The following is a 21,377-nucleotide window of genomic DNA, read 5'->3' as shown; positions in this document are numbered from 1 at the left end:
AAAAACACCATCTATTGATTTAAATAGATGGTGTTTTCAATTTTATGTCGATTATTCAGCTGTTTCAGCTGCTTTATCAACCAACTCTACCAACGCCAAAGGCGCATTGTCACCTTTACGGAAACCGTATTTCAGTACACGAACATAGCCGCCATTACGAGCAGCGAAACGTGGACCCAATTCGTCAAACAATTTAACCACTACATCGCGATCGCGAGTGCGGTCAAATGCCAAACGACGGTTTGCCAAAGAAGGTTTTTTACCCAAAGTAATCAAGGGCTCTACCACGCGGCGTAATTCTTTTGCTTTAGGCAAAGTGGTCACGATAGTTTCGTGAGTCAACAAAGAATTTGCCATATTGCGCAGCATCGCAGCACGGTGGCTGCTGGTACGGTTTAATTTGCGGTTACCATTACGATGACGCATGTCATTATCCTTTAATCTTCAAACTTACGGCTTTTCTAAGCCTACAGGCGGCCAAGCTTCTAATTTTGAACCTAATGTCAGACCTTTAGAGGCCAACACCTCTTTGATTTCATTCAAAGATTTACGACCCAAATTCGGAGTTTTGAGAAGCTCGGTTTCAGTACGTTGAATCAAATCGCCAATATAATAAATATCTTCAGCTTTCAGACAATTAGCTGAACGTACAGTTAATTCCAAATCATCTACCGGGCGCAACAAGATAGGATCGATTGGAGGAGCTTTTTCTTCAACCTCTTCAACCGGCGTACCTTGCAAGTCAGCAAAGATAGACATTTGGTCAATTAAAATACGTGCGGCACTGCGTACGGCTTCTTCCGGATCAATAGAACCATCAGTTTCGATATCCAAAACCAATTTATCCAAGTCGGTACGTTGCTCTACGCGTGCAGGTTCAACTTCAAAGCTAACACGGCTGATGGGCGAAAAACTCGCATCCAACTGAATCGCACCAATCTGTTTGTTTTCATCACGAACAACGCGACGACCTGAAACAGATTGATAACCACGGCCTTGCTCGACTTTGATTTCCATTTCTACTTGACCGTTATTAGACAAGTGGCAAATCACGTGCTCTGGGTTCAAAATTTCCACATCGTGTGGTAATTCGATATCCCCGGCCAAAACTGCACCGGCACCTGATTTTTTCAAAGTCAACTGAACTTGGCTACGACCGTGCAACTTAAATACGATACCTTTGATGTTCAACAAAATGTCTACGACATCTTCTTGAACACCATCAACGGTAGAATATTCATGCAACACACCGGTAATAGCCACTTCAGTTGGTGCAAAACCATTCATGGATGACAGTAAGATACGACGCAAAGCATTACCTAAAGTGTGACCAAAACCACGTTCAAACGGCTGCATTGAAACTTTTGCACGTGTAGTAGACAAAGTATCTACATCAATTTGACGAGGTTTCAAAAATTCGGTTGTGCTATTTTGCATTTAACTGTCCCTCACTGAGCTAGCATTATTTAGAGTAGAACTCTACCACCAGCTGTTCATTAATATCGCCAGTCAATTCTGAGCGATCCGGCATATTTTTGAATACACCTTCCAATTTATCTGCATCAACTGAAACCCAGCTAGGCAAACCAATTTGAGTTGCCAAGCTCAAAGCTTCTTGGATACGTACTTGTTTTTTAGCTTTCTCGCGGATAGCTACAACATCACCGGCTTTAACTTGGAAAGAAGGGATATTCACAACTTGTCCGTTAACGGTAATCGCTTTGTGAGAAACCAATTGACGAGCTTCTGCACGGGTAGAGCCGAAGCCCATGCGATATACAACGTTGTCTAAACGAGATTCCAGCAATTGCAGTAACAATTCACCAGTAGAACCTTTACGGCGTGAAGCTTCTGCAAAATAACGACGGAATTGACGTTCTAATACGCCGTAAATACGACGGATTTTTTGTTTTTCACGCAATTGCAGACCATAGTCTGACAAACGTGGTTTTTTAGCACCGTGTTGACCTGGCGCAGAATCCATTTTACATTTTGACTCTAAAGAGCGACGTGCACTCTTCAAAAACAGATCTGTACCTTCACGGCGTGCTAATTTACATTTAGGGCCAATATAACGTGCCATGTTTCAAATCACTCCAATATTAAATACGACGTTTTTTAGGTGGACGGCAACCGTTATGAGGCAACGGGGTAACGTCAGTAATGCTGGTAATCTTGAAACCAAGAGCGTTGAGCGCACGTACAGAAGATTCGCGACCTGGACCCGGGCCTTTAATGCGAACTTCTAAATTTTTAACGCCATACTCTTGGGCAACTTTACCAGCTGCTTCTGCAGCTACTTGAGCTGCAAATGGTGTACTTTTACGTGAACCTTTAAAACCAGCGCCGCCAGAGGTAGCCCAAGACAATGCATTGCCTTGACGGTCAGTGATTGTAATGATGGTATTGTTAAAAGATGCATGAACATGCACAATACCTTCGCTTACGGTTTTACGTACTTTTTTACGTACACGCGAAGCTGTGTTTGCTTTAGCCATTAATCAATTTCCTTAAAAATTATTTCTTACCGGCAATCGCTTTGCGCGGACCTTTACGGGTACGTGCATTTGTGCGAGTGCGTTGACCGCGACAAGGTAAGCCACGACGATGACGGAAGCCGCGATAGCAGCCCATATCCATCAATCGTTTGATGCTCATCGTTACTTCACGGCGCAAGTCACCTTCAACTTCATATTTAGCAACTTGTTCACGCAAAGCGTCCAATTGAGCCTCGTCCAAATCTTTTGCTTTTACGGTAGGAGCAATATTTGCAGCCTCGCAAATCAATTTAGCACGAGTCGCACCAATACCGTAAATAGCTTGTAAGCCAATAACGATATGGGCATTATTAGGGATATTCACCCCTGCAATACGAGCCATATTTTTTTCCTTTTAGGGCAAAGTGTGTCACTATACCACAAAATCAAATTAAGAGAAATAAACTCTTAACCTTGACGTTGTTTGTGACGTGGATCAGTACAAATCACACGAACTACGCGATTACGACGAATAATTTTGCAGTTACGGCAAATTTTCTTTACAGAAGGTTGTACACGCATTTTTTTTCCTTTATACAGTCTATCTTGCTCTGAATACGATACGAGCACGGGTTAAATCATAAGGCGTTAACTCAACGGTTACTTTATCACCCGGAGAAATTCGGATGTAGTGCATACGCATTTTTCCAGAAATATGACCTAAAACCACATGGTCGTTCTCGAGTTTAACTTTGAATGTTGCATTCGGCAAAGTTTCAAGAATTTCGCCTTGCATTTGTATGGTATCTTCTTTAGCCATAGTCTTACTTACGTGATAATGATTTCATATCGGGACGATTCATTAGGCTTTCATATTGCTGGGTCATACGATAGGAATTAATTTGCGTACTAAAATCCATCGTTACCACAACTAAAATTAATAGCGAAGTACCGCCCAAATAGAAAGGTACATTTAATGCAGTCGTTAAGAATTCAGGAATCAAACAGATGATGGTAATGTATAAAGCACCAAAAAGGGTTAAATGCAATACTACCTTCTCTAAGTATCTAGAGGTTTGATCACCTGGGCGAATACCTGGTACAAAAGCCCCACTCTTTTTCAAATTCTCCGCCATTTCTTTCGGACTGAATACCAATGCCGTATAAAAATAACAGAAGAAAATAATCGTTGCTGCAAATATCAGAATATAAAGCGGTTGGCCATGTTGGAGCATGGCGGCAACTTTGTGCAACATACTGTCCGTATTGTTTGAACCAAACCAACTTAATAAGGTAGAAGGGAACAAAATAATACTGGAAGCAAAAATTGGCGGAATAACCCCAGCCATATTTAATTTGAAAGGCATGTGCGTATTTTGACCTTGTCCAACATGACCAAATTGTCTTTTGGCATAATGAACAGGAATTTTACGTTGTGCACTTTCAAAGTAAACCACAATATAAATCAGCAGTAGTGCACCGATTACAATAGACACTGCCATCAACATACTCATCGCACCTTGACTGGTTAATGTCCAGAGCTGGAGAAGCCCTGCCGGAATACCGGCGGCAATACCCGCAGTAATAATCAATGAAATACCATTGCCGATACCTCTTTCAGTAATTTGCTCACCCAACCACATTAAGAACATGGTACCGGTAACCAAACACACGACTGTTGAGATATAAAATTCTAACTGATTTGCAACGACAATACCTTGTTGAAAAACGAAGGTTGCTACACCAAAACTTTGCAGAATAGCCAGCAACACAGTGCCATACCGCGTGTATTTCGTAATGATTTTACGCCCAGCTTCTCCTTCTTTTTTCAACGCCTTCAAGGAAGGAAGAATTTCTGAAGCAAGCTGTACAATAATCGAAGCCGAAATATACGGCATAATACCGATTGCAAATATACTAAAGCGCTCTAACGAACCTCCTGAGAACATATTTAACATTCCCAGAATACCGTTTCCAGCGCTTTCGTATAACTTAGCTAATGCAACAGCATCTACACCCGGCACTGGAATATGAGCACCAATACGGAAAACGACCAATGCCCCGATTAAGAACAATAGACGCTTTTTCAAGTCTCCAAATTTAGATAAACCTGAGGAAGATTGTTGACTAGCCACTGTAATTTAAGCCTTATTCTTCAACTTTACCACCAGCAGCTTCAATTGCTGCTCGTGCGCCTTTAGTTGCTTTAATGCCTTTTAAAGTCACAGCTTTTGAAACTTCACCAGAAGCAATTACTTTTACATTAGTAGCATTTGCAGGAACCAGACCCGCTTGTTTCAATACCAACAAGTCAATTTCTGATACCGCAACCAAGGCCAACTCACTTAAACGTACTTCTGCATTTGCTGAAGCAGTCAAAGATTTAAAGCCGCGCTTAGGCAAACGACGTTGCAAAGGCATTTGACCGCCTTCAAAGCCTACTTTATGAAAGCCACCGGAGCGGCTTTTTTGGCCTTTATGGCCACGACCACCGGTTTTACCTAAACCACTACCAATACCGCGACCAACACGGCGTGCTGAATGGGTTGCACCTTCAGCTGGTTGGATAGTATTCAAAAACATATTAAGACTCCACTTTCAACAAGTAGCTGATTTTATTAATCATACCACGGTTTTCAGGGGTATCCAAAACCTCAACGGTATGCTCACGACGACGTAAGCCTAAGCCACGCGCACAAGCGCGGTGAGATTCAATAGTACCAATCAAACTTTTAACCAAAGTAACTTTGATTTTTTTCTGCTCAGTCATGACCAGCTCCTAAAATATCTTCTACTGTCAAACCACGTTTAGCAGCAATATCAGCAGGAGTGTACAATTTTGATAAGCCGTCTAATGTAGCGCGTACAATGTTGTAAGGGTTGGTAGAACCATGTACTTTAGCAGAGATGTTGTGAATGCCCATTGCATCGAATACTAAACGCATTGGACCACCAGCTTTTACACCACTACCTTCTTTTGCAGGTTGCATAAATACACGGGTAGCACCATGACGACCAATTACTTCATGATGAATAGTACCATTTTTCAAAGGTACTTTAATCATAGAGCGACGAGCTTGATCCATTGCTTTTTGAACGGCTACAGGCACTTCTTTAGATTTGCCTTTACCCATACCGATGCGACCATCGCCATCACCTACTACAGTCAGCGCAGAGAAAGCCATAATGCGGCCACCCTTAACGACTTTTGTTACACGGTTTACGGCAACCATTTTTTCGATTAAGCCGTCACCGCGTTCTTCAATTTCATGTTTTGCCATCTGAAAGTCTCCAAATATTAGAAGCTTAAACCATTTTCACGAGCAGCTTCAGCTAATGCTTTTACACGGCCGTGATATTGGAAACCAGAACGGTCAAAAGCAACTTTTTCTACACCTGCTGCTTTTGCTTTTTCTGCAATACGTTTGCCAATCAATGCAGCTGCTTCAACATTGCTGCCTGATTTTAAGCTACTACGTACCTCAGATTCCAAGGTAGAGGCTTGAGCCAATACTTTATCACCTTCAGCACTAATTACTTGAGCATAAATATGATTATTGGTGCGGAACACGCATAATCTTACCATTTTCAAGTCCGCGATACGGGCACGGGTTTTGCGTGCACGACGGAGTCGGGTTGCATGTTTATTCATTAGTGAACCTCAATTATTTTTTCTTGGCTTCTTTCATCACCACTACTTCACCTACATAACGTACACCTTTACCTTTGTAAGGCTCAGGGGAACGGAATGCGCGAATTTCAGCAGCAACTTGACCAACAGTTTGTTTATCCGCACCAGTCAGAACGATTTCAGTTTGACTAGGAGTTTGAACAGAAACACCTTCAGGCATTTCGTAAACGATTGGATGAGAAAAACCCAAAGACAAATTCAAAGTTTTGCCTTGAGCTTGAGCACGATAACCCACACCAATTAATTGAAGTTTTTTCTCAAAACCTTCAGAAACACCTTTAACCATGTTGTTAACCAAGGCACGAACAGTACCAGACATTGCATTTGCCTGTTTGGTATTGTTTGCTGCAGCAAAAGTTAACACACCGTCTTCTAATTTAATATCAACATCAGAATTCAAAGGAAATGACAATTCGCCATTTTTACCTTTAACAACCAATGCGTCTGTTCCAAATTTTACTTCTACACCAGCAGGAACAGTCACTGGATTTTTAGCTACGCGTGACATTTATAATTCTCCACTAGGCAACGATGCACAACAACTCACCACCCACACCCTCAGAGCGTGCTTTACGATCAGTCATTACACCTTTAGAAGTACTTACGATAGCAACACCCAAGCCATTCATGACACTTGGAATCTCGCTAGAAGCTTTATAAATACGCAAACCAGGACGTGAAACACGTTTAATTTGCTCAATAACAGGGCGACCTGCATAGTATTTCAGTTGAATTTCCAATACTGGTTTTGCATCAGCAGAAACTGCAAAGTCCTCGATATAACCTTCTTCTTTCAAAACTTTTGCAATTGCGCATTTTAATTTTGAAGAAGGCATGGCAACTGCTACTTTATTAGCACGTTGCGCATTGCGGATACGAGTCAACATATCGGAAATAGGATCATGCATACTCATTATTAATACTCCTATTACCAGCTAGCTTTTACAACACCCGGAATTTCGCCACGCATAGCGATTTCACGGATTTTAATACGACCCAAACCGAATTTACGGAAAGTGCCACGAGGACGACCTGTCAATGCACAACGGCGACGTTGGCGTACAGGTGCTGCATTGCGCGGAATTGCTTGGAATTTCAAACGAGCTTCAAAACGCTCTTCGTCAGTAGCATTTGAATCATTGATAACAGCAAAAATTTCTTCACGCTTAGCTGCATATTTTTTCGCTAGAGCTTGACGTTTCAGCTCGCGATTAATAAGTGCTTTCTTAGCCATGTTTAACCTTTGAACGGAAATTTAAATAAAGATAACAAAGCTTTCGCTTCTTCATCAGTTTTGGCAGTAGTCGTAATGGTAATATTCAAACCACGCAAAGCATCAATTTTATCGTATTCAATTTCCGGGAAAATGATTTGCTCACGTACACCCATATTGTAATTGCCGCGACCGTCAAAAGACTTTCCATTCACACCACGGAAGTCACGTACACGAGGCAATGCGATAGTAACCAAACGATCCAAGAATTCAAACATTTGATCGCGACGCAAAGTTACTTTACAACCTACAGGGTAGTTATCACGAATTTTAAAGCCTGCAATAGACTTACGTGCAACAGTTACTACCGGTTTTTGACCAGCAATTTTTTCCAAATCTGATACAGCGTGCTCCATTACTTTTTTGTCAGCAACAGCTTCGCCAACACCCATATTCAAGGTAATTTTCTCAATACGAGGAACTTCCATAATGGATTTGTAACCGAACTGTTTTACCAACTCAGGCACTACCGTATCTTTATAATACTCTCTCAAACGAGCCATGATATCTCCTTATGCTCCGATGATAGAGCCATTAGATTTAAAGAAACGAACGCGCTTAACTTTACCTTCGCTCTCAATCAATTTAATACCAACACGATCAGCTTTATTGGTTTCAGGATTTAAAATCGCAACATTTGAAATTGCCAGAGGCATTTCCTTAGCGATAATGCCACCTTCAACACCACGCATAGGATTTGGTTTTTGATGGCGTTTAACTACGTTTACACCTTCAACAACAATTTTATCACCCAAGATGCGAGCTACTTGACCTTGTTTACCTTTATCTTTACCAGCAATAACGACTACTTTATCGCCTTTAATAATTTTGTTCATCGCTTCTTTTCCTTATAAAACTTCAGGTGCCAATGAAACAATTTTCATGAAACGTTCAGTACGCAATTCACGAGTAACTGGACCAAAAATACGGGTACCTAGAGGCTCAAGTTTATTATTTAACAACACAGCTGCATTGTTATCAAACTTAATCAACGCGCCATCCGGACGACGAACACCTTTAGCAGTACGAACAACCACTGCATTGTATACATCACCTTTTTTAACACGGCCACGAGGTGCAGCATCTTTAACTGCAACTTTAATAATATCGCCAACCGAAGCATAGCGACGCTTAGATCCGCCCAATACTTTGATGCACATAACGCGACGTGCACCAGAGTTATCAGCCACATCTAAGATGGTCTGCATTTGAATCATGTTATTACCTTTAAATTAACCAACTTAATTTACCTTTTTCATCTGACTCATAACTTAGTGTTAAGTTACTATCACATGAAACCTTCGCGGTTCTAGTAAACCAGTCTTGGATCCCGACGGGAAGAAACTTTCAGAAGAAACTGAAAGATAAGAAACGAAGTTTACACGCAAATTAGATTTGCTGCAAGACTTCGTTTCTTATAAGTGCATTACTGTATCAAAAATTAAACAGTACGCGCCTTCTCAACCAGCTCTTTAACAACCCAAGATTTGGTTTTTGACAATGGACGAGATTCCGCGATTACCACGATGTCACCAATGCCATACTCATTGTTTTCATCATGAGCATGAACTTTGGAAGACAAACGAATAATCTTACCGTACAAAGGATGTTTCACTTTACGTTCAACCAATACGGTTACGGTTTTATCCATTTTGTCGCTTACCACTTTGCCTTGCAAAGTACGAACATTTTTTTCTACGCTCATTACTTAGCACCTTTTTCAGTTAAAATGGTTTTAATACGAGCAATATCGCGACGCACACGTTTTAATTCACTTGGTTTACCCAACTGACCAGTGGCATTTTGCATACGCAAACCAAATTGTGCTTTCAACAAGTCAAGCAAATCAGCATTCAATTGCTCAACAGATTTGTCTTTCAATTCATTTGCTTTCATTATTGACCTACCTGTCTTACTACAAAGGTTGTAGGAATAGGCAATTTTGCCGCAGCCAATTCAAAAGCTTCACGAGCTAATGCTTCTGGTACGCCATCCATTTCATACAAAACTTTGCCTGGTTTGATTTCAGCAACGTAATATTCAACATTACCTTTACCGCCACCCATACGAACTTGAATAGGTTTTTCAGTAATCGGTTTGTCAGGGAATACACGAATCCAAATACGACCGCCACGTTTAATGTGACGAGTCATCGTACGACGTGCAGCTTCGATTTGACGAGCAGTTAAACGGCCACGACCTACTGCTTTCAAACCAAATTCGCCGAAACTTACTTTGTTACCGCGAGTAGCGATACCGGTGTTACGGCCTTTGTGCTGTTTACGGTATTTCAGTCTAGTTGGCTGCAGCATGACGACCACCTGCCTTTCTTTGTTTCTTCTCTTGCTCAGGTTTTGCGGCAGCTTTATCGTTGCCTTCAGTGTAAACCCAAACTTTCAGACCTAACACGCCATAAGTAGTGTTGGCTTCACTAGTCGCATAATCAACGTTTGCACGCAAAGTATGCAAAGGCACACGGCCTTCACGGTACCATTCGCTACGTGCGATGTCTGCACCATTCAGACGGCCAGAAGTCATGATTTTGATGCCTTTAGCACCAGCACGCATCGCGTTTTGCATAGAACGTTTCATTGCACGGCGGAATTGAACACGTTTTTCCAATTGCTGAGCAATACTGTCTGCAATGATTTGTGCGTCCAATTCAGGTTTACGGATTTCTTCGATATTCACGTGAACAGGCACACCCATCAAGGCTTGCAAATCACGTTTCAAGATTTCGATGTCCTCACCTTTTTTACCGATTACCACACCTGGACGAGCCGAGTGAATGGTAATACGTGCAGATTTAGCAGGACGCTCAATAACTACGCGACCTACAGAGGCATTTGCCAAACGGGCACGCAGGTAATTACGAACATCGATATCTTGTTTCAGTACAGTCGCAAACTCGTTGCTTTTAGCAAACCATTTTGAAGACCAGTCTTTAGTTACCGCCAGGCGAAAGCCTGTAGGGTTAATCTTTTGTCCCATAGCTTTTCCTTAGTTGCCCACTGTCACATTAATATGACAAGTTTGTTTTTCAATGCGGTTACCGCGACCTTTTGCACGAGCTTGGAACCGTTTCAAGCTTGGGCCTTTGTCAACGAAGATGGTTACCACTTTCAGCTCATCAATGTCCGCACCATTATTGTGTTCGGCATTCGCAATAGCTGATTCCAAAACTTTTTTAATCAACTCCGCACCTTTTTTAGGGCTGAAAGTCAAGATATTCAAAGCTTGGGCAACGTCTTTACCACGGATCAAATCAGCTACCAAGCGAGCTTTTTGAGCTGAAATACGGGCATTTTTATGTTGTGCATTTACTCTCATGATTCACCTTATTTCTTTTTAGCCTTTTTATCAGCCAAATGGCCTTTAAAGGTACGGGTCAATGAGAACTCACCTAATTTGTGACCGACCATGTTATCGCTGATGAATACAGGCACGTGAGTACGGCCATTGTGTACAGCAATAGTCAAACCGATAAAATCAGGCAAAATGGTAGAACGGCGCGACCAAGTTTTAATTGGGCGCTTGTCGTTGCTTGCACGAGCAGCATCTACTTTTTTCAGCAAATGCAGGTCTACATATGGGCCTTTTTTCAATGAACGAGCCATATTAATTAACCTTTATTTGAGTAACGACGACGAACAATCATATTATCCGTGCGTTTGTTATTACGAGTACGGTAACCCTTGGCAGGAGTACCCCATGGGCTAACTGGTTCGCGCGCTTCACCAGTACGGCCTTCACCACCACCGTGAGGGTGATCAACAGGGTTCATCACAACACCGCGGACAGTAGGACGGATACCGCGCCAGCGATTGGCACCGGCTTTACCGATTTTTTTCAGGCTTTGCTCTTCGTTACCCACTTCGCCGATAGTAGCACGGCAGTCAACGTGGATTTTACGCACCTCACCTGAACGCAAACGTACTTGAGCGTATACACCTTCTTTTGCCAACAATACGGCAGAAGCGCCGGCAGAACGTGCAATTTGCGCACCTTTACCCGGCTTCATTTCGATACAGTGAATAGTGGTACCGACAGGGATGTTGCGGATTGGTAAAGTATTACCAATTTTAATCGCAGCTTCCGCACCAGAAACCAGTACCGCACCCGCTTGAATGCCGCGCGGAGCAATGATGTAACGACGCTCACCGTCTGCATAGCACAACAAAGCGATAAAAGCAGTACGGTTAGGATCGTACTCAATACGCTCTACTTTTGCAGGGATACCGTCTTTATTACGTTTAAAGTCAACTACACGGTAGTGTTGTTTATGGCCGCCACCTTTATGACGGGTGGTGATGTGACCATTGTGGTTACGACCGGCAGTAGAATGTTTCTTTTCCAACAAAGGCGCATAAGGCGCACCTTTGTGCAAGCCTTCTGCAACTACGCGAACCATGCCGCGACGACCTGCAGAAGTTGGCTTCATTTTAACGATTGCCATTTTCTATATTCCTTATTCTGCAGCTGCAGCAGCGGCGTCCAAATTCAACTCTTGACCAGCAGCCAAGCTTACGTAAGCTTTTTTAACATCGCTGCGACGGCCCAAAGCACGACCAAAACGTTTAGTTTTACCTTTAATGGTAACAGTAGTCACAGAAGCAACTTCCACACCAAACAGCAATTCAACAGCTGCTTTGATTTCAGGTTTGGTTGCATTTGCCAATACTTTAAACGTCATTTGATTACGTTTTTCAGCCAATACGTTGCTTTTTTCAGAAACGATAGGTGCCAAAATCACTTGAGTCAAACGTTGTTGATTCATACCCATTGCTCCTCTAATTGTGCAACCGCATCTTTAGTCATGATTACTTTTTTGTAACGCAACAAGCTGTAAGGATCTACTTGCTGAGCTTCCAAAACCAGCACATTCGGTAAGTTGCGTGAAGCCAAGTAAACATTCTCATCCAACTGTTTGGTTACAAACAGCACTTGCTCCAAACCCAAATTTTTCACTTGTTCAGCGAATTCTTTGGTTTTAGGCGTATTTGCATTCAATGCATCGATCGCAAACAAACGTTCGTCACGAGCCAATTGAGACAAAATAGTCGCCATACCGGCACGGTACATTTTACGGTTTACTTTTTGAGTGAAGTTTTCATCAGGTTTGTTCGGGAATGCACGACCGCCCTTACGCCACAATGGAGATGAAGTCATACCTGAACGGGCACGACCAGTGCCTTTTTGGCGCCATGGCTTTTTGGTTGAGTGTTTTACTTCAGCACGGGTCTTTTGCGAACGGTTGCCTGAGCGGGCATTTGCCAAAAACGCATTTACAAGCTGATGCACCAATGCTTCATTGTATTTGCGAGCAAACAAAGCGTCAGAAACAGCCAAGCTGCCTGAAACCTGTCCTTTAGCGTCAATAACTTTTAATTCCATTACGCACCTACTTTCACGCTTGGACGTACCACGACATCACTGTTAACCGAACCAGGAACCGCACCTTTAACCAACAGCAATTGGCGCTCAGCGTCTACACGCACAACTTCCAATTTTTGAACGGTTGATTTGGTATTACCGTATTGACCGGCCATGCGCTTACCTTTGAATACGCGACCAGGGTCTTGAGCCATACCGATAGAACCAGGAACACGGTGCGAACGCGAGTTACCGTGAGAGGTACGTTGAGAATCAAAGTTATGACGTTTGATGGTACCAGAGAAACCTTTACCTTTAGAGGTACCGGTTACATCAACCAATTGACCTACTTCAAACATTGCAACAGTGATTTCATCACCAGCTTTTAATTCAGCCAGCTTTTCTTCAGTCAAAGCAAATTCAATCAAACCGCGACCAGCTTCAACCCCTGCTTTTGCAAAGTGACCGGCTTCAGTTTTGTTGACACGATTCGCTTTTTTCTGACCAAAGGTAACTTGTACGGCAATGTAGCCGTCAGTATCTTTGGATTTTACTTGTGTAACGCGGTTAGCAGACATATCCAAAACGGTTACCGGAACAGAAATACCCTGTTCGTTAAACACGCGGGTCATACCAACTTTGCGCCCAACCAGACCTAAAGTCATGATTATTTTCCTTTTAGTAAAGGGACAAGCTACGATTGGCTTGTCTTCGGACAAAGATAAAAAACTTGGTACAGATGTACCAAGTCCGCTATTATAAACCGCTTTTCCAAAAAATATCAATAAAAACTTAGCGTTTTCATCAAAAAGGCCGTCTGAAAATTACGACAACCCTCTTTCAGACGGCATTATGCTATAAACACATATAGAATAAAACCGAATGGTTTTACCCATTCGGTTTTCAAAGCAATGATTATTGAACTTTGATTTCTACATCAACACCGGCCGGCAAGTCCAGCTTCATCAGTGCATCAGTCGTTTTGTCAGTCCAGTCCACGATGTCCATCAGACGCAAGTGGGTGCGGATTTCCAATTGCTCACGTGAAGTTTTGTTCACATGTGGAGAGCGCAAGATGTTAAAACGCTCAATTTTGGTTGGCAAAGGAATCGGACCTTTTACCACAGCACCAGTGCGTTTAGCAGTTTCAACGATTTCTTGGGCAGAACGGTCGATCAAGCTGTAATCATAAGCTTTCAAACGGATACGGATTTTTTGGTTTGCCATTTATCGATATCCTTTATTAAGCAATGATAGAAGAAACAACACCGGCACCTACGGTACGGCCACCTTCACGAATCGCAAAACGCAAACCTTCTTCCATCGCGATTGGCGCAATCAGTTCAACAGTGATGGCTACGTTTTCACCCGGCATTACCATTTCTACGCCTTCTTCCAAAGTTACCGCACCGGTAACGTCAGTCGTACGGAAGTAGAATTGTGGACGGTAGTTAGCGAAGAATGGAGTGTGACGACCACCTTCTTCTTTGCTCAATACGTATACTTCTGCTTTGAATTTGGTGTGCGGAGTGATTGAGCCTGGTTTAGCCAATACTTGACCACGTTCAACTTCTTCACGTTTGGTACCGCGCAACAATACGCCTACGTTGTCACCTGCTTGACCTTCGTCCAGCAATTTGCGGAACATTTCGACACCGGTACAAGTGGTTTTTGCAGTGTCTTTCAGACCAACGATTTCGATCTCGTCACCTACGTGGATGATACCGCGCTCTACGCGACCGGTTACTACAGTACCACGACCAGAGATTGAGAATACGTCTTCGATTGGCAACAGGAATGGTTTGTCAACGGCACGTTCTGGAGTTGGGATGTAGCTGTCCAATGCGTCAGCCAATTCAAAGATTTTAGCTTCGTAAGCAGCGTCGCCTTCCAGAGCTTTCAATGCAGAACCTTGGATGATTGGGCAGTCGTCGCCTGGGAAGTCGTAGCTTGACAACAAGTCACGGATTTCCATTTCAACCAATTCCAACAACTCTTCGTCGTCAACCATGTCGCATTTGTTCATGAACACCAAGATGTATGGTACACCTACTTGGCGACCCAACAAGATGTGCTCACGAGTTTGTGGCATAGGACCATCAGCAGCAGATACAACCAAAATCGCACCGTCCATTTGTGCAGCACCGGTAATCATGTTTTTCACATAGTCGGCGTGGCCTGGGCAGTCTACGTGTGCGTAGTGACGGGTTTCAGTTTCGTATTCTACGTGAGAAGTATTAATGGTAATACCGCGGGCTTTTTCTTCCGGCGCGTTGTCGATTTGGTCGTAAGCTTTAGCAGCACCACCGAATTTTTTAGACAAAATCGTAGTCAATGCAGCAGTCAGAGTGGTTTTACCATGGTCAACGTGACCGATGGTGCCAACGTTTACGTGCGGTTTGCTACGTTCAAATTTTTCCTTAGCCATGAGCTAATTCCTTTACATATAAAGATCGATTAAAGAACAATGGCCGTCTGAAAAAAATATTCAGAGTTTCAGACGGCCTATTTGCAAAGACTGATTAATTAGCCTTTGCGAGCTTCAGTTACAGCAGCAGCAACATTCGAAGGAGCTTCAGCGTATTTTTTGAATTCCATCGAGTAAGTTGCACGGCCTTGAGTGGCAGAACGCAAGTCGGTAGAGTAACCGAACATTTCAGCCAATGGCACTTCAGCGCGTACTTTCTTACCGCCGATACCATCATCATCCATGCCCAATACGATACCGCGACGACGGTTCAGGTCGCCCATTACGTCACCCATGTACTCTTCAGGCGTTTCAACTTCAACAGCCATGATTGGCTCCAACAATGCTGGAGAAGCGCGACGCATACCTTCTTTAAAGGCTTGAGAAGCGGCCAATTCAAATGCCAATTGAGATGAGTCGACATCATGCGAAGAACCGAATACCAAGCGTACACGGACATCCACCACAGGGAAGCCTGCTACCACACCGTTAGGCAAGGTATCACGAATACCTTTATCAACTGAAGGGATGAATTCGCGAGGAATCACACCACCTTTAATTTCGTCGATAAATTCGTAACCTTCACCACCTGGTTCCATAGGCTCCAATTTGATCACAACGTGACCATACTGACCTTTACCACCAGACTGTTTGGCGTGTTTGTATTCAGATTCCACTTCTTTACGGATGGTTTCACGGTAAGCTACTTGAGGCGCACCGATATTGGCATCCACGCTGAATTCACGTTTCATACGGTCAACAATAATTTCCAAGTGCAGCTCACCCATACCGGAAATAATGGTTTGACCTGATTCTTCATCTGTACGAACACGGAATGAAGGGTCTTCTTTAGCCAAACGGTTCAAAGCAATACCCATTTTCTCTTGGTCAGCTTTGGTTTTTGGCTCAACGGCAACGTGAATTACCGGCTCAGGGAATTCCATACGCTCCAAGATGATTGGCGCGTTTTCCGCACACAAGGTTTCACCTGTGGTCACGTCTTTCAAACCGATAGCAGCAGCGATGTCACCGGCACGTACTTCTTCGATTTCAGTACGGTCAGCAGCGGTCATTTGCACCAAACGGCCGATACGCTCACGTGTACCTTTAACAGAGTTCAATACGGTGTCACCAGATTTAACCACACCAGAGTAAACACGGATAAAGGTCAAGTTACCTACGTATTTGTCATTCAGCATTTTGAATGCCAAAGCAGAGAATGGCGCCTCATCGCTGGCTTCGCGCTGATCAGCGGCATCGCTAGATGGGTTCACACCTTGTACCGGTGGAATGTCGGTAGGTGCAGGCAGCAATTCAACTACGGCATCCAACATACGTTGAACACCTTTGTTTTTAAATGCAGAACCGCACAACATCGGTTGGATTTCACCGGCCAAAGTACGTTGACGCAACGCACCAACGATTTCTTCTTCAGTCAGGTCTTCACCACCCAAGTATTTGTCCATCAATTCTTCGCTGGCTTCTGCTGCGGCTTCAATCATGTTTTGACGCCATTCTTCAGCAGTATCTACCAAGTCAGCAGGGATATCACCGTATTCGAAAGTAACGCCTTTGTCTGCTTCATTCCACAGAATGGCTTTCATTTTCAACAGGTCAACCACGCCTTCGAAGTTGTCTTCCGCACCAACCGGAATCACGATTGGTACTGGATTGGCGCGCAAACGAGTTTTCATTTGCTCAACAACACGGAAGAAGTTGGCACCTTGACGGTCCATTTTGTTTACAAATGCCAAACGTGGCACTTTGTATTTGTTAGCTTGACGCCATACGGTTTCAGACTGAGGCTGTACACCGCCTACCGCGCAGTAAACCATTACCGCGCCGTCCAATACACGCATAGAACGCTCTACCTCTACGGTAAAGTCAACGTGTCCTGGGGTGTCAATGATGTTGAAACGGTGTTCTTTGAACTGTTTCGCCATACCTGACCAGTATGAAGTCACGGCAGCAGAAGTAATGGTAATACCACGCTCTTGTTCTTGATCCATGTAGTCGGTGGTTGCCGCACCGTCATGCACTTCACCCAGTTTGTGTGTCAAACCGGTGTAGAACAAAATACGTTCGGTTGTGGTGGTTTTACCCGCGTCAATATGGGCAGAAATACCGATATTGCGGTACAGGCTGATTGGGGTCTTACGAGCCATTTGATTAGCCTTTCTAAATTAGAAACGGAAGTGAGAGAATGCTTTGTTCGCTTCGGCCATACGGTGTACTTCTTCACGTTTTTTCAACGCGCCGCCGCGACCTTCAGAAGCATCAATCAATTCACCTGCCAAACGCAGATCCATTGATTTCTCACCACGCTTACGGGCCGCATCGCGAACCCAGCGCATTGCCAAAGCCAAGCGGCGTGAAGGACGAACTTCAACAGGAACTTGGTAGTTGGCACCACCTACACGACGGCTTTTTACCTCTACGATAGGCTTGGCGTTAGCAATGGCTTCGTTAAATACTTCGATTGCTGTTTTGCCGGTTTTTTTCTCGATTTGCTCCAAAGCACCGTAAACGATACGCTCTGCAACCGATTTTTTACCGTCAATCATCAATACGTTCATGAATTTAGTCAGCTCAACGCTGCCGAATTTTGGATCTGGCAGTACGTCGCGCTTCGGGACTTCTCTACGTCGTGGCATTTTAATTTCCTTAATATTCTATTCAGTTGGGTTGATTCCCATGAATACCCAAAGGAGTATTCACTTACTCGGCCGTTGTTCAGCTTAGGCGGCCGACGTGCCTATTTAGTCCCGCTTATTATTTAGGACGCTTAGCACCGTATTTAGAACGGGCTTGTTTACGGTCTTTAACACCCGCGGTATCCAAAGAACCACGTACGGTGTGGTAACGTACACCCGGCAAGTCTTTTACACGACCGCCACGGATCAATACCACGCTGTGCTCTTGCAAGTTATGGCCTTCACCGCCGATGTATGAAATCACTTCAAAACCGTTAGTCAGACGAACTTTACATACTTTACGCAATGCAGAGTTCGGTTTTTTAGGAGTGGTAGTGTATACACGGGTGCATACGCCGCGTTTTTGCGGGCAAGCTTCCAGTGCAGGCACTTTGTTTACGTACACAGGCTTTTGACGGCCTTTGCGTACCAATTGGTTAATAGTTGGCATATTTTCTCGTCCTGTTGAGTTAAATACTTGCCGACACCATGCCGACAAGAGCGAAATTATATTTTTTTTGCAAGCACTTAGTCAAGTATTACAGCAAATAAAACAGTATTTTTGTGTTTTCGGATAAACATTTAGCCACATTAGGCCGTCTGAAAACAGCATATTTGGCAAGATTATTTAGATTTTCAAAATGTTTTTTCCACACTCATAAACCACTCTTTGCTGTTTCTCGAATAAAAAGCGGGCATATTGCTATCAATTTTGACATAACGGAAATTCAACTGCGGCGTAAACCCCCGCCATGAAATCTTACGATGCCATAATGCCGCACCTGCCTGATATTCGTGATCACGACGGGTAAAGCGATAAACCAATTCTGCTGGTGCTTTAAACTCTCGCCTTATATAACCGGTATTCGCCCGCAATCCAATGCCGCTTTTGAACTGTTTGATACCGCCTAAATTGACACCATACCGCCACGAAGCCTGTTCGCGTTCTTTAGTGTCGTCATTTATGCCGTTCACCCCGCCAAAAATTAACGCGGTTGGCGAAATACGATAGCTCAACGTTGCGCCTGCTGCCGTAACTCTACTATTGTAGCGTTCGGCAATATCCTCATTCTGATAACGTTTTGTACTAAATTGGGCATATTGGCTCATGCGCCATTTTTCATTTAAACGACGATTGTAATCGAGCGCGATGCCTACATTGGATACATAACGGCTGTCGTCTAACCAGTTCTGTTCGACATATGGGGTTACGCCCCATTCTTGCCGGCTGTTTTGATGACGATAGCCGCTGTTTATACGCACGGTTTGTTCGCTATAATCCTGCGCATCCCAATAATGCACACCGCTTCCCATCACACCGAAACGGAAGAAGTGATTGCCGTTCAGGTTGAGGTTGCGTTCTGCTCCCAGCGTATAGCGGATACCATGAGCACTTTTTGGCAGGCTGTCTGCGGTTTTATGCCAAGTATTACCTTCCCATTCGACCTGACGGGCAGACGAAGCATTATTCACGTTGTCGGTTTGTTCGTAGTTGAGATTAAACACAGGCTGCCAGCTTTGTGCTTTTTTGGCAGCTTGGGCATATTGTTTGGCGAGCTCACTCATCGCGGGCGGCAAATCTGACTGTACTTTTTGCAAATGCTGTTCGGCTTCCCGATATTGCCTGTCTTCAAACAACATCACACCCAAGTCAAAACGGGGATAAATCAAATCGGGCTTTTCCGCCACGATTTCACGGTAAAGCGCCGCCGCCTCGCCATGACGGTCTTCTGCACGCCGCAAGGCACCCAAGGCATAACGGTACAGGGTTGTGTCATGCTGCGGCTGCATTGAATATTCTCTTAACAAGCCACCCAACTTCTGCCAATCTTTGCCGAGCAATGCTTGGTTAATCTGTTGCTCGGGTTCATCACCTTCCAGCAATTCGTTCCATTGCGGCATGGCCGGAAGTTCGTTTTCAGACGGCCTTTGCTCAAGCGGCAAAGCAATCGGCTTATCAAAGCTAACCGGCTCTTTCGGCACATCCAACACTTGGCTTTCATCTGCATACGTTGTTGCGGAAGAAAACAAGGCTGCAATCAGTAAGGTTTTCCGTATCATTTTTTTCTCAGTATCAGAAAGGCCGTCTGAATGTTTTCAGACGGCCTATAAATTCAAGGTTATGCCTTAAAGACGATTATTGTTTTTTGCCGCCGAAGCCGACATCTCCATAAGGCGAGGTTACAACGCCTGCCACTTCATCTGCATTCGGGCCGAAGAAGCCGAGTTTATAGCCGCCATTCAAGCCGCTGTTTGAACGTGCCGTTGACTCAATACCATAGCCGCTAATCGATGTTTTATCGGGATTATCATGGCTCATGCCGGCAATCTTACCTTCATGAAGCGTAATACCGCCAGCAATATTGCTAATCGAACCGCTGCCGGTTTTCGCTGCAAAGTCCACGGTGTAATTGAATTTACCGGTTTGATCTTGACTCAAAGCCTCGCCTGCATAGTTGAATTTACCGCTGCTCGGCAAGGTTTTGGTGGCATAGCCTTTAACGGTGCCGAAGTCTAATTCTTCTGAACCCAGATTTTCTTTTCTTCCCATAACAGTAACCGTACCGCCTTTGACTTCTGTACCTGCTACCACAGAGTAAGGCTGTTGATAAAGGTGCAGAACACCATTACGGATAACCGTGCCTTTTACGCTACCCGCTCTGATTTCAGCTTCCTCGGTAACGCCAATTCTTCTTACACCTTCCCCCAAAGCACTTAAATCAACATTGTCTGAAGTAATGCGCTTACCATCAATACTCACTTTATAATTTTCCAGAGTACCGCCATTTTCTGCAAACAATTGGCTAACATCTTGTCGTTGCTGTGCCAAAGAAAACATTTTGTTTGCTTTCGCTTCAGCCAATTCTTTTGTCGGCGTGCTGCTTGTTTGAGGCGACTGACTACCGCCACCACCACCGCCGCACGCTGTTAAAGCCAATGCCAAAAGTGTTGCTGATGTGATTTTACCGACGTTTTGATTGAATGCTTTCATATTTCATACCTTTTTTAGTAATGAGTGATGCCTAAAATTCATGTTAATTTTTGCTAAACTTCAGCAAAATGAATTTACCCCCCCCCACACTTTTGTAAATATTATTTTCTTTTCTTTACCATGTGTGATTACCGGCCTAATTAGGCCACAAGCACACCTAGACGAAAAAACCATCAATGTTCTAAAACGGTTGCTTTGTGCACACCATCTTTTAAAGGTGTTTTGCTCAGGTTTCAGGCCGTCTGAAACCTGAGCAAAATCTGAATTTAATCCGCCAATCTGTGGCCGTCATTGTCGGGCTGAGACCCGACAATGACGGATTTGAAGTTTTACAAGGGTCTCAGGCCGTCTGAAAATTTCAAGCAAATAAAAAACCGCAAGCTCAACACTTGCGGTTTTCTTTTCAGACGG

35 protein-coding genes are annotated in these 21,377 nt (G+C 43.8%); all 35 read right to left on the bottom strand.

The features are described from left to right. Positions 1 to 51 precede the first annotated feature (51 nt). Entirely contained in the window at positions 52 to 426 is a 375-nt protein-coding gene (gene rplQ / locus GJV52_RS06575; RefSeq protein ID WP_095502544.1) for a 50S ribosomal protein L17, read from the bottom strand. 24 nt (positions 427 to 450) lie between these two features. Then, complete coding sequence (locus GJV52_RS06570; protein WP_100563637.1) at positions 451 to 1,437, bottom strand: DNA-directed RNA polymerase subunit alpha; 987 nt, start codon at positions 1,435 to 1,437, stop codon at positions 451 to 453. Between the two features lie 25 nt (positions 1,438 to 1,462). Further along, positions 1,463 to 2,083 carry a 30S ribosomal protein S4 gene (gene rpsD, locus GJV52_RS06565; protein ID WP_095502542.1) on the bottom strand — a complete coding sequence of 207 codons (621 nt, stop codon included), beginning with the start codon at positions 2,081 to 2,083 and terminating at the stop codon, positions 1,463 to 1,465. Between the two features lie 19 nt (positions 2,084 to 2,102). Further along, positions 2,103 to 2,498, bottom strand: coding sequence for a 30S ribosomal protein S11 (rpsK, locus tag GJV52_RS06560; RefSeq protein ID WP_002216249.1), 396 nt, complete (start codon positions 2,496 to 2,498; stop codon positions 2,103 to 2,105). A 19-nt stretch (positions 2,499 to 2,517) separates the two neighbouring features. Further along, entirely contained in the window at positions 2,518 to 2,880 is a 363-nt protein-coding gene (gene rpsM, locus GJV52_RS06555; protein WP_095502541.1) for a 30S ribosomal protein S13, read from the bottom strand. A 65-nt stretch (positions 2,881 to 2,945) separates the two neighbouring features. Further along, positions 2,946 to 3,059 (bottom strand): 50S ribosomal protein L36, encoded by a 114-nt coding sequence (gene rpmJ, locus GJV52_RS06550; RefSeq protein WP_003697674.1) that lies wholly within the window; start codon positions 3,057 to 3,059, stop codon positions 2,946 to 2,948. A gap of 19 nt (positions 3,060 to 3,078) precedes the next feature. Beyond that, the gene (infA, locus tag GJV52_RS06545; protein WP_003684714.1) at positions 3,079 to 3,297 is read right to left on the bottom strand and encodes a translation initiation factor IF-1; all 219 of its coding nucleotides are present in this window, start codon (positions 3,295 to 3,297) and stop codon (positions 3,079 to 3,081) included. A 4-nt stretch (positions 3,298 to 3,301) separates the two neighbouring features. After that, positions 3,302 to 4,612, bottom strand: a complete 1,311-nt coding sequence (gene secY / locus GJV52_RS06540; protein ID WP_095502540.1) for a preprotein translocase subunit SecY — start codon at positions 4,610 to 4,612, stop codon at positions 3,302 to 3,304. A 13-nt stretch (positions 4,613 to 4,625) separates the two neighbouring features. Beyond that, the gene (gene rplO, locus GJV52_RS06535) at positions 4,626 to 5,060 is read right to left on the bottom strand and encodes a 50S ribosomal protein L15 (RefSeq protein ID WP_095502539.1); all 435 of its coding nucleotides are present in this window, start codon (positions 5,058 to 5,060) and stop codon (positions 4,626 to 4,628) included. Between the two features lies 1 nt (position 5,061). Continuing rightward, complete coding sequence (rpmD, locus tag GJV52_RS06530) at positions 5,062 to 5,247, bottom strand: 50S ribosomal protein L30 (protein ID WP_003684808.1); 186 nt, start codon at positions 5,245 to 5,247, stop codon at positions 5,062 to 5,064. Continuing rightward, positions 5,240 to 5,758 carry a 30S ribosomal protein S5 gene (rpsE, locus tag GJV52_RS06525; RefSeq protein WP_095502538.1) on the bottom strand — a complete coding sequence of 173 codons (519 nt, stop codon included), beginning with the start codon at positions 5,756 to 5,758 and terminating at the stop codon, positions 5,240 to 5,242. The genes rpmD and rpsE overlap by 8 nt, the downstream gene beginning before the upstream one ends. Positions 5,759 to 5,775: 17 nt before the next feature. Beyond that, a complete protein-coding gene (gene rplR / locus GJV52_RS06520; RefSeq protein WP_095502537.1) occupies positions 5,776 to 6,129 on the bottom strand; it encodes a 50S ribosomal protein L18 in 354 nt (117 codons plus the stop codon). A 13-nt stretch (positions 6,130 to 6,142) separates the two neighbouring features. Continuing rightward, on the bottom strand, positions 6,143 to 6,676 hold the full coding sequence (gene rplF / locus GJV52_RS06515; RefSeq protein WP_095502536.1) for a 50S ribosomal protein L6: 534 nt from the start codon (positions 6,674 to 6,676) through the stop codon (positions 6,143 to 6,145). Between the two features lie 13 nt (positions 6,677 to 6,689). Further along, positions 6,690 to 7,082: a 30S ribosomal protein S8 gene (gene rpsH, locus GJV52_RS06510; protein ID WP_066077332.1), complete on the bottom strand. Its 393-nt coding sequence runs from the start codon at positions 7,080 to 7,082 to the stop codon at positions 6,690 to 6,692. Between the two features lie 14 nt (positions 7,083 to 7,096). Then, positions 7,097 to 7,402: a 30S ribosomal protein S14 gene (rpsN, locus tag GJV52_RS06505; protein WP_095502535.1), complete on the bottom strand. Its 306-nt coding sequence runs from the start codon at positions 7,400 to 7,402 to the stop codon at positions 7,097 to 7,099. 2 nt (positions 7,403 to 7,404) lie between these two features. Then, positions 7,405 to 7,944 carry a 50S ribosomal protein L5 gene (gene rplE / locus GJV52_RS06500; protein WP_095502534.1) on the bottom strand — a complete coding sequence of 180 codons (540 nt, stop codon included), beginning with the start codon at positions 7,942 to 7,944 and terminating at the stop codon, positions 7,405 to 7,407. 9 nt (positions 7,945 to 7,953) lie between these two features. Continuing rightward, a complete protein-coding gene (gene rplX / locus GJV52_RS06495) occupies positions 7,954 to 8,277 on the bottom strand; it encodes a 50S ribosomal protein L24 (RefSeq protein WP_095502533.1) in 324 nt (107 codons plus the stop codon). A 12-nt stretch (positions 8,278 to 8,289) separates the two neighbouring features. Then, a complete protein-coding gene (gene rplN, locus GJV52_RS06490; RefSeq protein ID WP_002215434.1) occupies positions 8,290 to 8,658 on the bottom strand; it encodes a 50S ribosomal protein L14 in 369 nt (122 codons plus the stop codon). 224 nt (positions 8,659 to 8,882) lie between these two features. Beyond that, positions 8,883 to 9,146, bottom strand: a complete 264-nt coding sequence (gene rpsQ / locus GJV52_RS06485; RefSeq protein ID WP_095502532.1) for a 30S ribosomal protein S17 — start codon at positions 9,144 to 9,146, stop codon at positions 8,883 to 8,885. Beyond that, on the bottom strand, positions 9,146 to 9,337 hold the full coding sequence (gene rpmC / locus GJV52_RS06480; RefSeq protein WP_019272314.1) for a 50S ribosomal protein L29: 192 nt from the start codon (positions 9,335 to 9,337) through the stop codon (positions 9,146 to 9,148). The genes rpsQ and rpmC overlap by 1 nt, the downstream gene beginning before the upstream one ends. Next, entirely contained in the window at positions 9,337 to 9,753 is a 417-nt protein-coding gene (rplP, locus tag GJV52_RS06475) for a 50S ribosomal protein L16 (RefSeq protein WP_095502531.1), read from the bottom strand. Before rplP ends, rpmC begins: the two co-directional genes overlap by 1 nt. Beyond that, positions 9,737 to 10,432 carry a 30S ribosomal protein S3 gene (gene rpsC / locus GJV52_RS06470; RefSeq protein WP_095502530.1) on the bottom strand — a complete coding sequence of 232 codons (696 nt, stop codon included), beginning with the start codon at positions 10,430 to 10,432 and terminating at the stop codon, positions 9,737 to 9,739. Before rpsC ends, rplP begins: the two co-directional genes overlap by 17 nt. Before the next feature lie 9 nt (positions 10,433 to 10,441). Beyond that, complete coding sequence (rplV, locus tag GJV52_RS06465; protein ID WP_003675877.1) at positions 10,442 to 10,771, bottom strand: 50S ribosomal protein L22; 330 nt, start codon at positions 10,769 to 10,771, stop codon at positions 10,442 to 10,444. Between the two features lie 8 nt (positions 10,772 to 10,779). Further along, on the bottom strand, positions 10,780 to 11,058 hold the full coding sequence (rpsS, locus tag GJV52_RS06460) for a 30S ribosomal protein S19 (protein WP_002215422.1): 279 nt from the start codon (positions 11,056 to 11,058) through the stop codon (positions 10,780 to 10,782). 5 nt (positions 11,059 to 11,063) lie between these two features. Further along, positions 11,064 to 11,897, bottom strand: a complete 834-nt coding sequence (rplB, locus tag GJV52_RS06455) for a 50S ribosomal protein L2 (protein ID WP_095502529.1) — start codon at positions 11,895 to 11,897, stop codon at positions 11,064 to 11,066. A 12-nt stretch (positions 11,898 to 11,909) separates the two neighbouring features. Then, positions 11,910 to 12,218, bottom strand: coding sequence for a 50S ribosomal protein L23 (gene rplW, locus GJV52_RS06450; protein WP_195690073.1), 309 nt, complete (start codon positions 12,216 to 12,218; stop codon positions 11,910 to 11,912). Then, positions 12,215 to 12,835 carry a 50S ribosomal protein L4 gene (gene rplD / locus GJV52_RS06445; protein ID WP_100563636.1) on the bottom strand — a complete coding sequence of 207 codons (621 nt, stop codon included), beginning with the start codon at positions 12,833 to 12,835 and terminating at the stop codon, positions 12,215 to 12,217. The genes rplW and rplD overlap by 4 nt, the downstream gene beginning before the upstream one ends. Then, on the bottom strand, positions 12,835 to 13,479 hold the full coding sequence (gene rplC, locus GJV52_RS06440; RefSeq protein WP_100563634.1) for a 50S ribosomal protein L3: 645 nt from the start codon (positions 13,477 to 13,479) through the stop codon (positions 12,835 to 12,837). Before rplC ends, rplD begins: the two co-directional genes overlap by 1 nt. A 250-nt stretch (positions 13,480 to 13,729) precedes the next feature. Further along, entirely contained in the window at positions 13,730 to 14,041 is a 312-nt protein-coding gene (gene rpsJ / locus GJV52_RS06435) for a 30S ribosomal protein S10 (RefSeq protein ID WP_002642322.1), read from the bottom strand. Between the two features lie 16 nt (positions 14,042 to 14,057). Further along, a complete protein-coding gene (gene tuf / locus GJV52_RS06430) occupies positions 14,058 to 15,242 on the bottom strand; it encodes an elongation factor Tu (protein WP_095502524.1) in 1,185 nt (394 codons plus the stop codon). Positions 15,243 to 15,340: 98 nt separating this feature from the next. Next, entirely contained in the window at positions 15,341 to 17,446 is a 2,106-nt protein-coding gene (fusA, locus tag GJV52_RS06425) for an elongation factor G (RefSeq protein WP_095502523.1), read from the bottom strand. Positions 17,447 to 17,464: 18 nt separating this feature from the next. Next, positions 17,465 to 17,935 (bottom strand): 30S ribosomal protein S7, encoded by a 471-nt coding sequence (rpsG, locus tag GJV52_RS06420; RefSeq protein WP_049249334.1) that lies wholly within the window; start codon positions 17,933 to 17,935, stop codon positions 17,465 to 17,467. 118 nt (positions 17,936 to 18,053) lie between these two features. Beyond that, positions 18,054 to 18,425 carry a 30S ribosomal protein S12 gene (gene rpsL / locus GJV52_RS06415; protein ID WP_002218431.1) on the bottom strand — a complete coding sequence of 124 codons (372 nt, stop codon included), beginning with the start codon at positions 18,423 to 18,425 and terminating at the stop codon, positions 18,054 to 18,056. A gap of 185 nt (positions 18,426 to 18,610) precedes the next feature. Further along, the gene (locus tag GJV52_RS06410; RefSeq protein ID WP_100564280.1) at positions 18,611 to 20,035 is read right to left on the bottom strand and encodes a surface lipoprotein assembly modifier; all 1,425 of its coding nucleotides are present in this window, start codon (positions 20,033 to 20,035) and stop codon (positions 18,611 to 18,613) included. A 76-nt stretch (positions 20,036 to 20,111) separates the two neighbouring features. Beyond that, positions 20,112 to 20,966, bottom strand: a complete 855-nt coding sequence (locus GJV52_RS06405) for a factor H binding protein domain-containing protein (protein ID WP_095503801.1) — start codon at positions 20,964 to 20,966, stop codon at positions 20,112 to 20,114. Positions 20,967 to 21,377 lie beyond the last annotated feature (411 nt).

Origin of the sequence: Neisseria brasiliensis, from assembly GCF_009671065.1 — a bacterium.
Lineage (GTDB): Bacteria > Pseudomonadota > Gammaproteobacteria > Burkholderiales > Neisseriaceae > Neisseria > Neisseria brasiliensis.
Note: the sequence above shows the minus strand (reverse complement) of the source record. Positions and strands in the feature narration are given on the sequence as shown.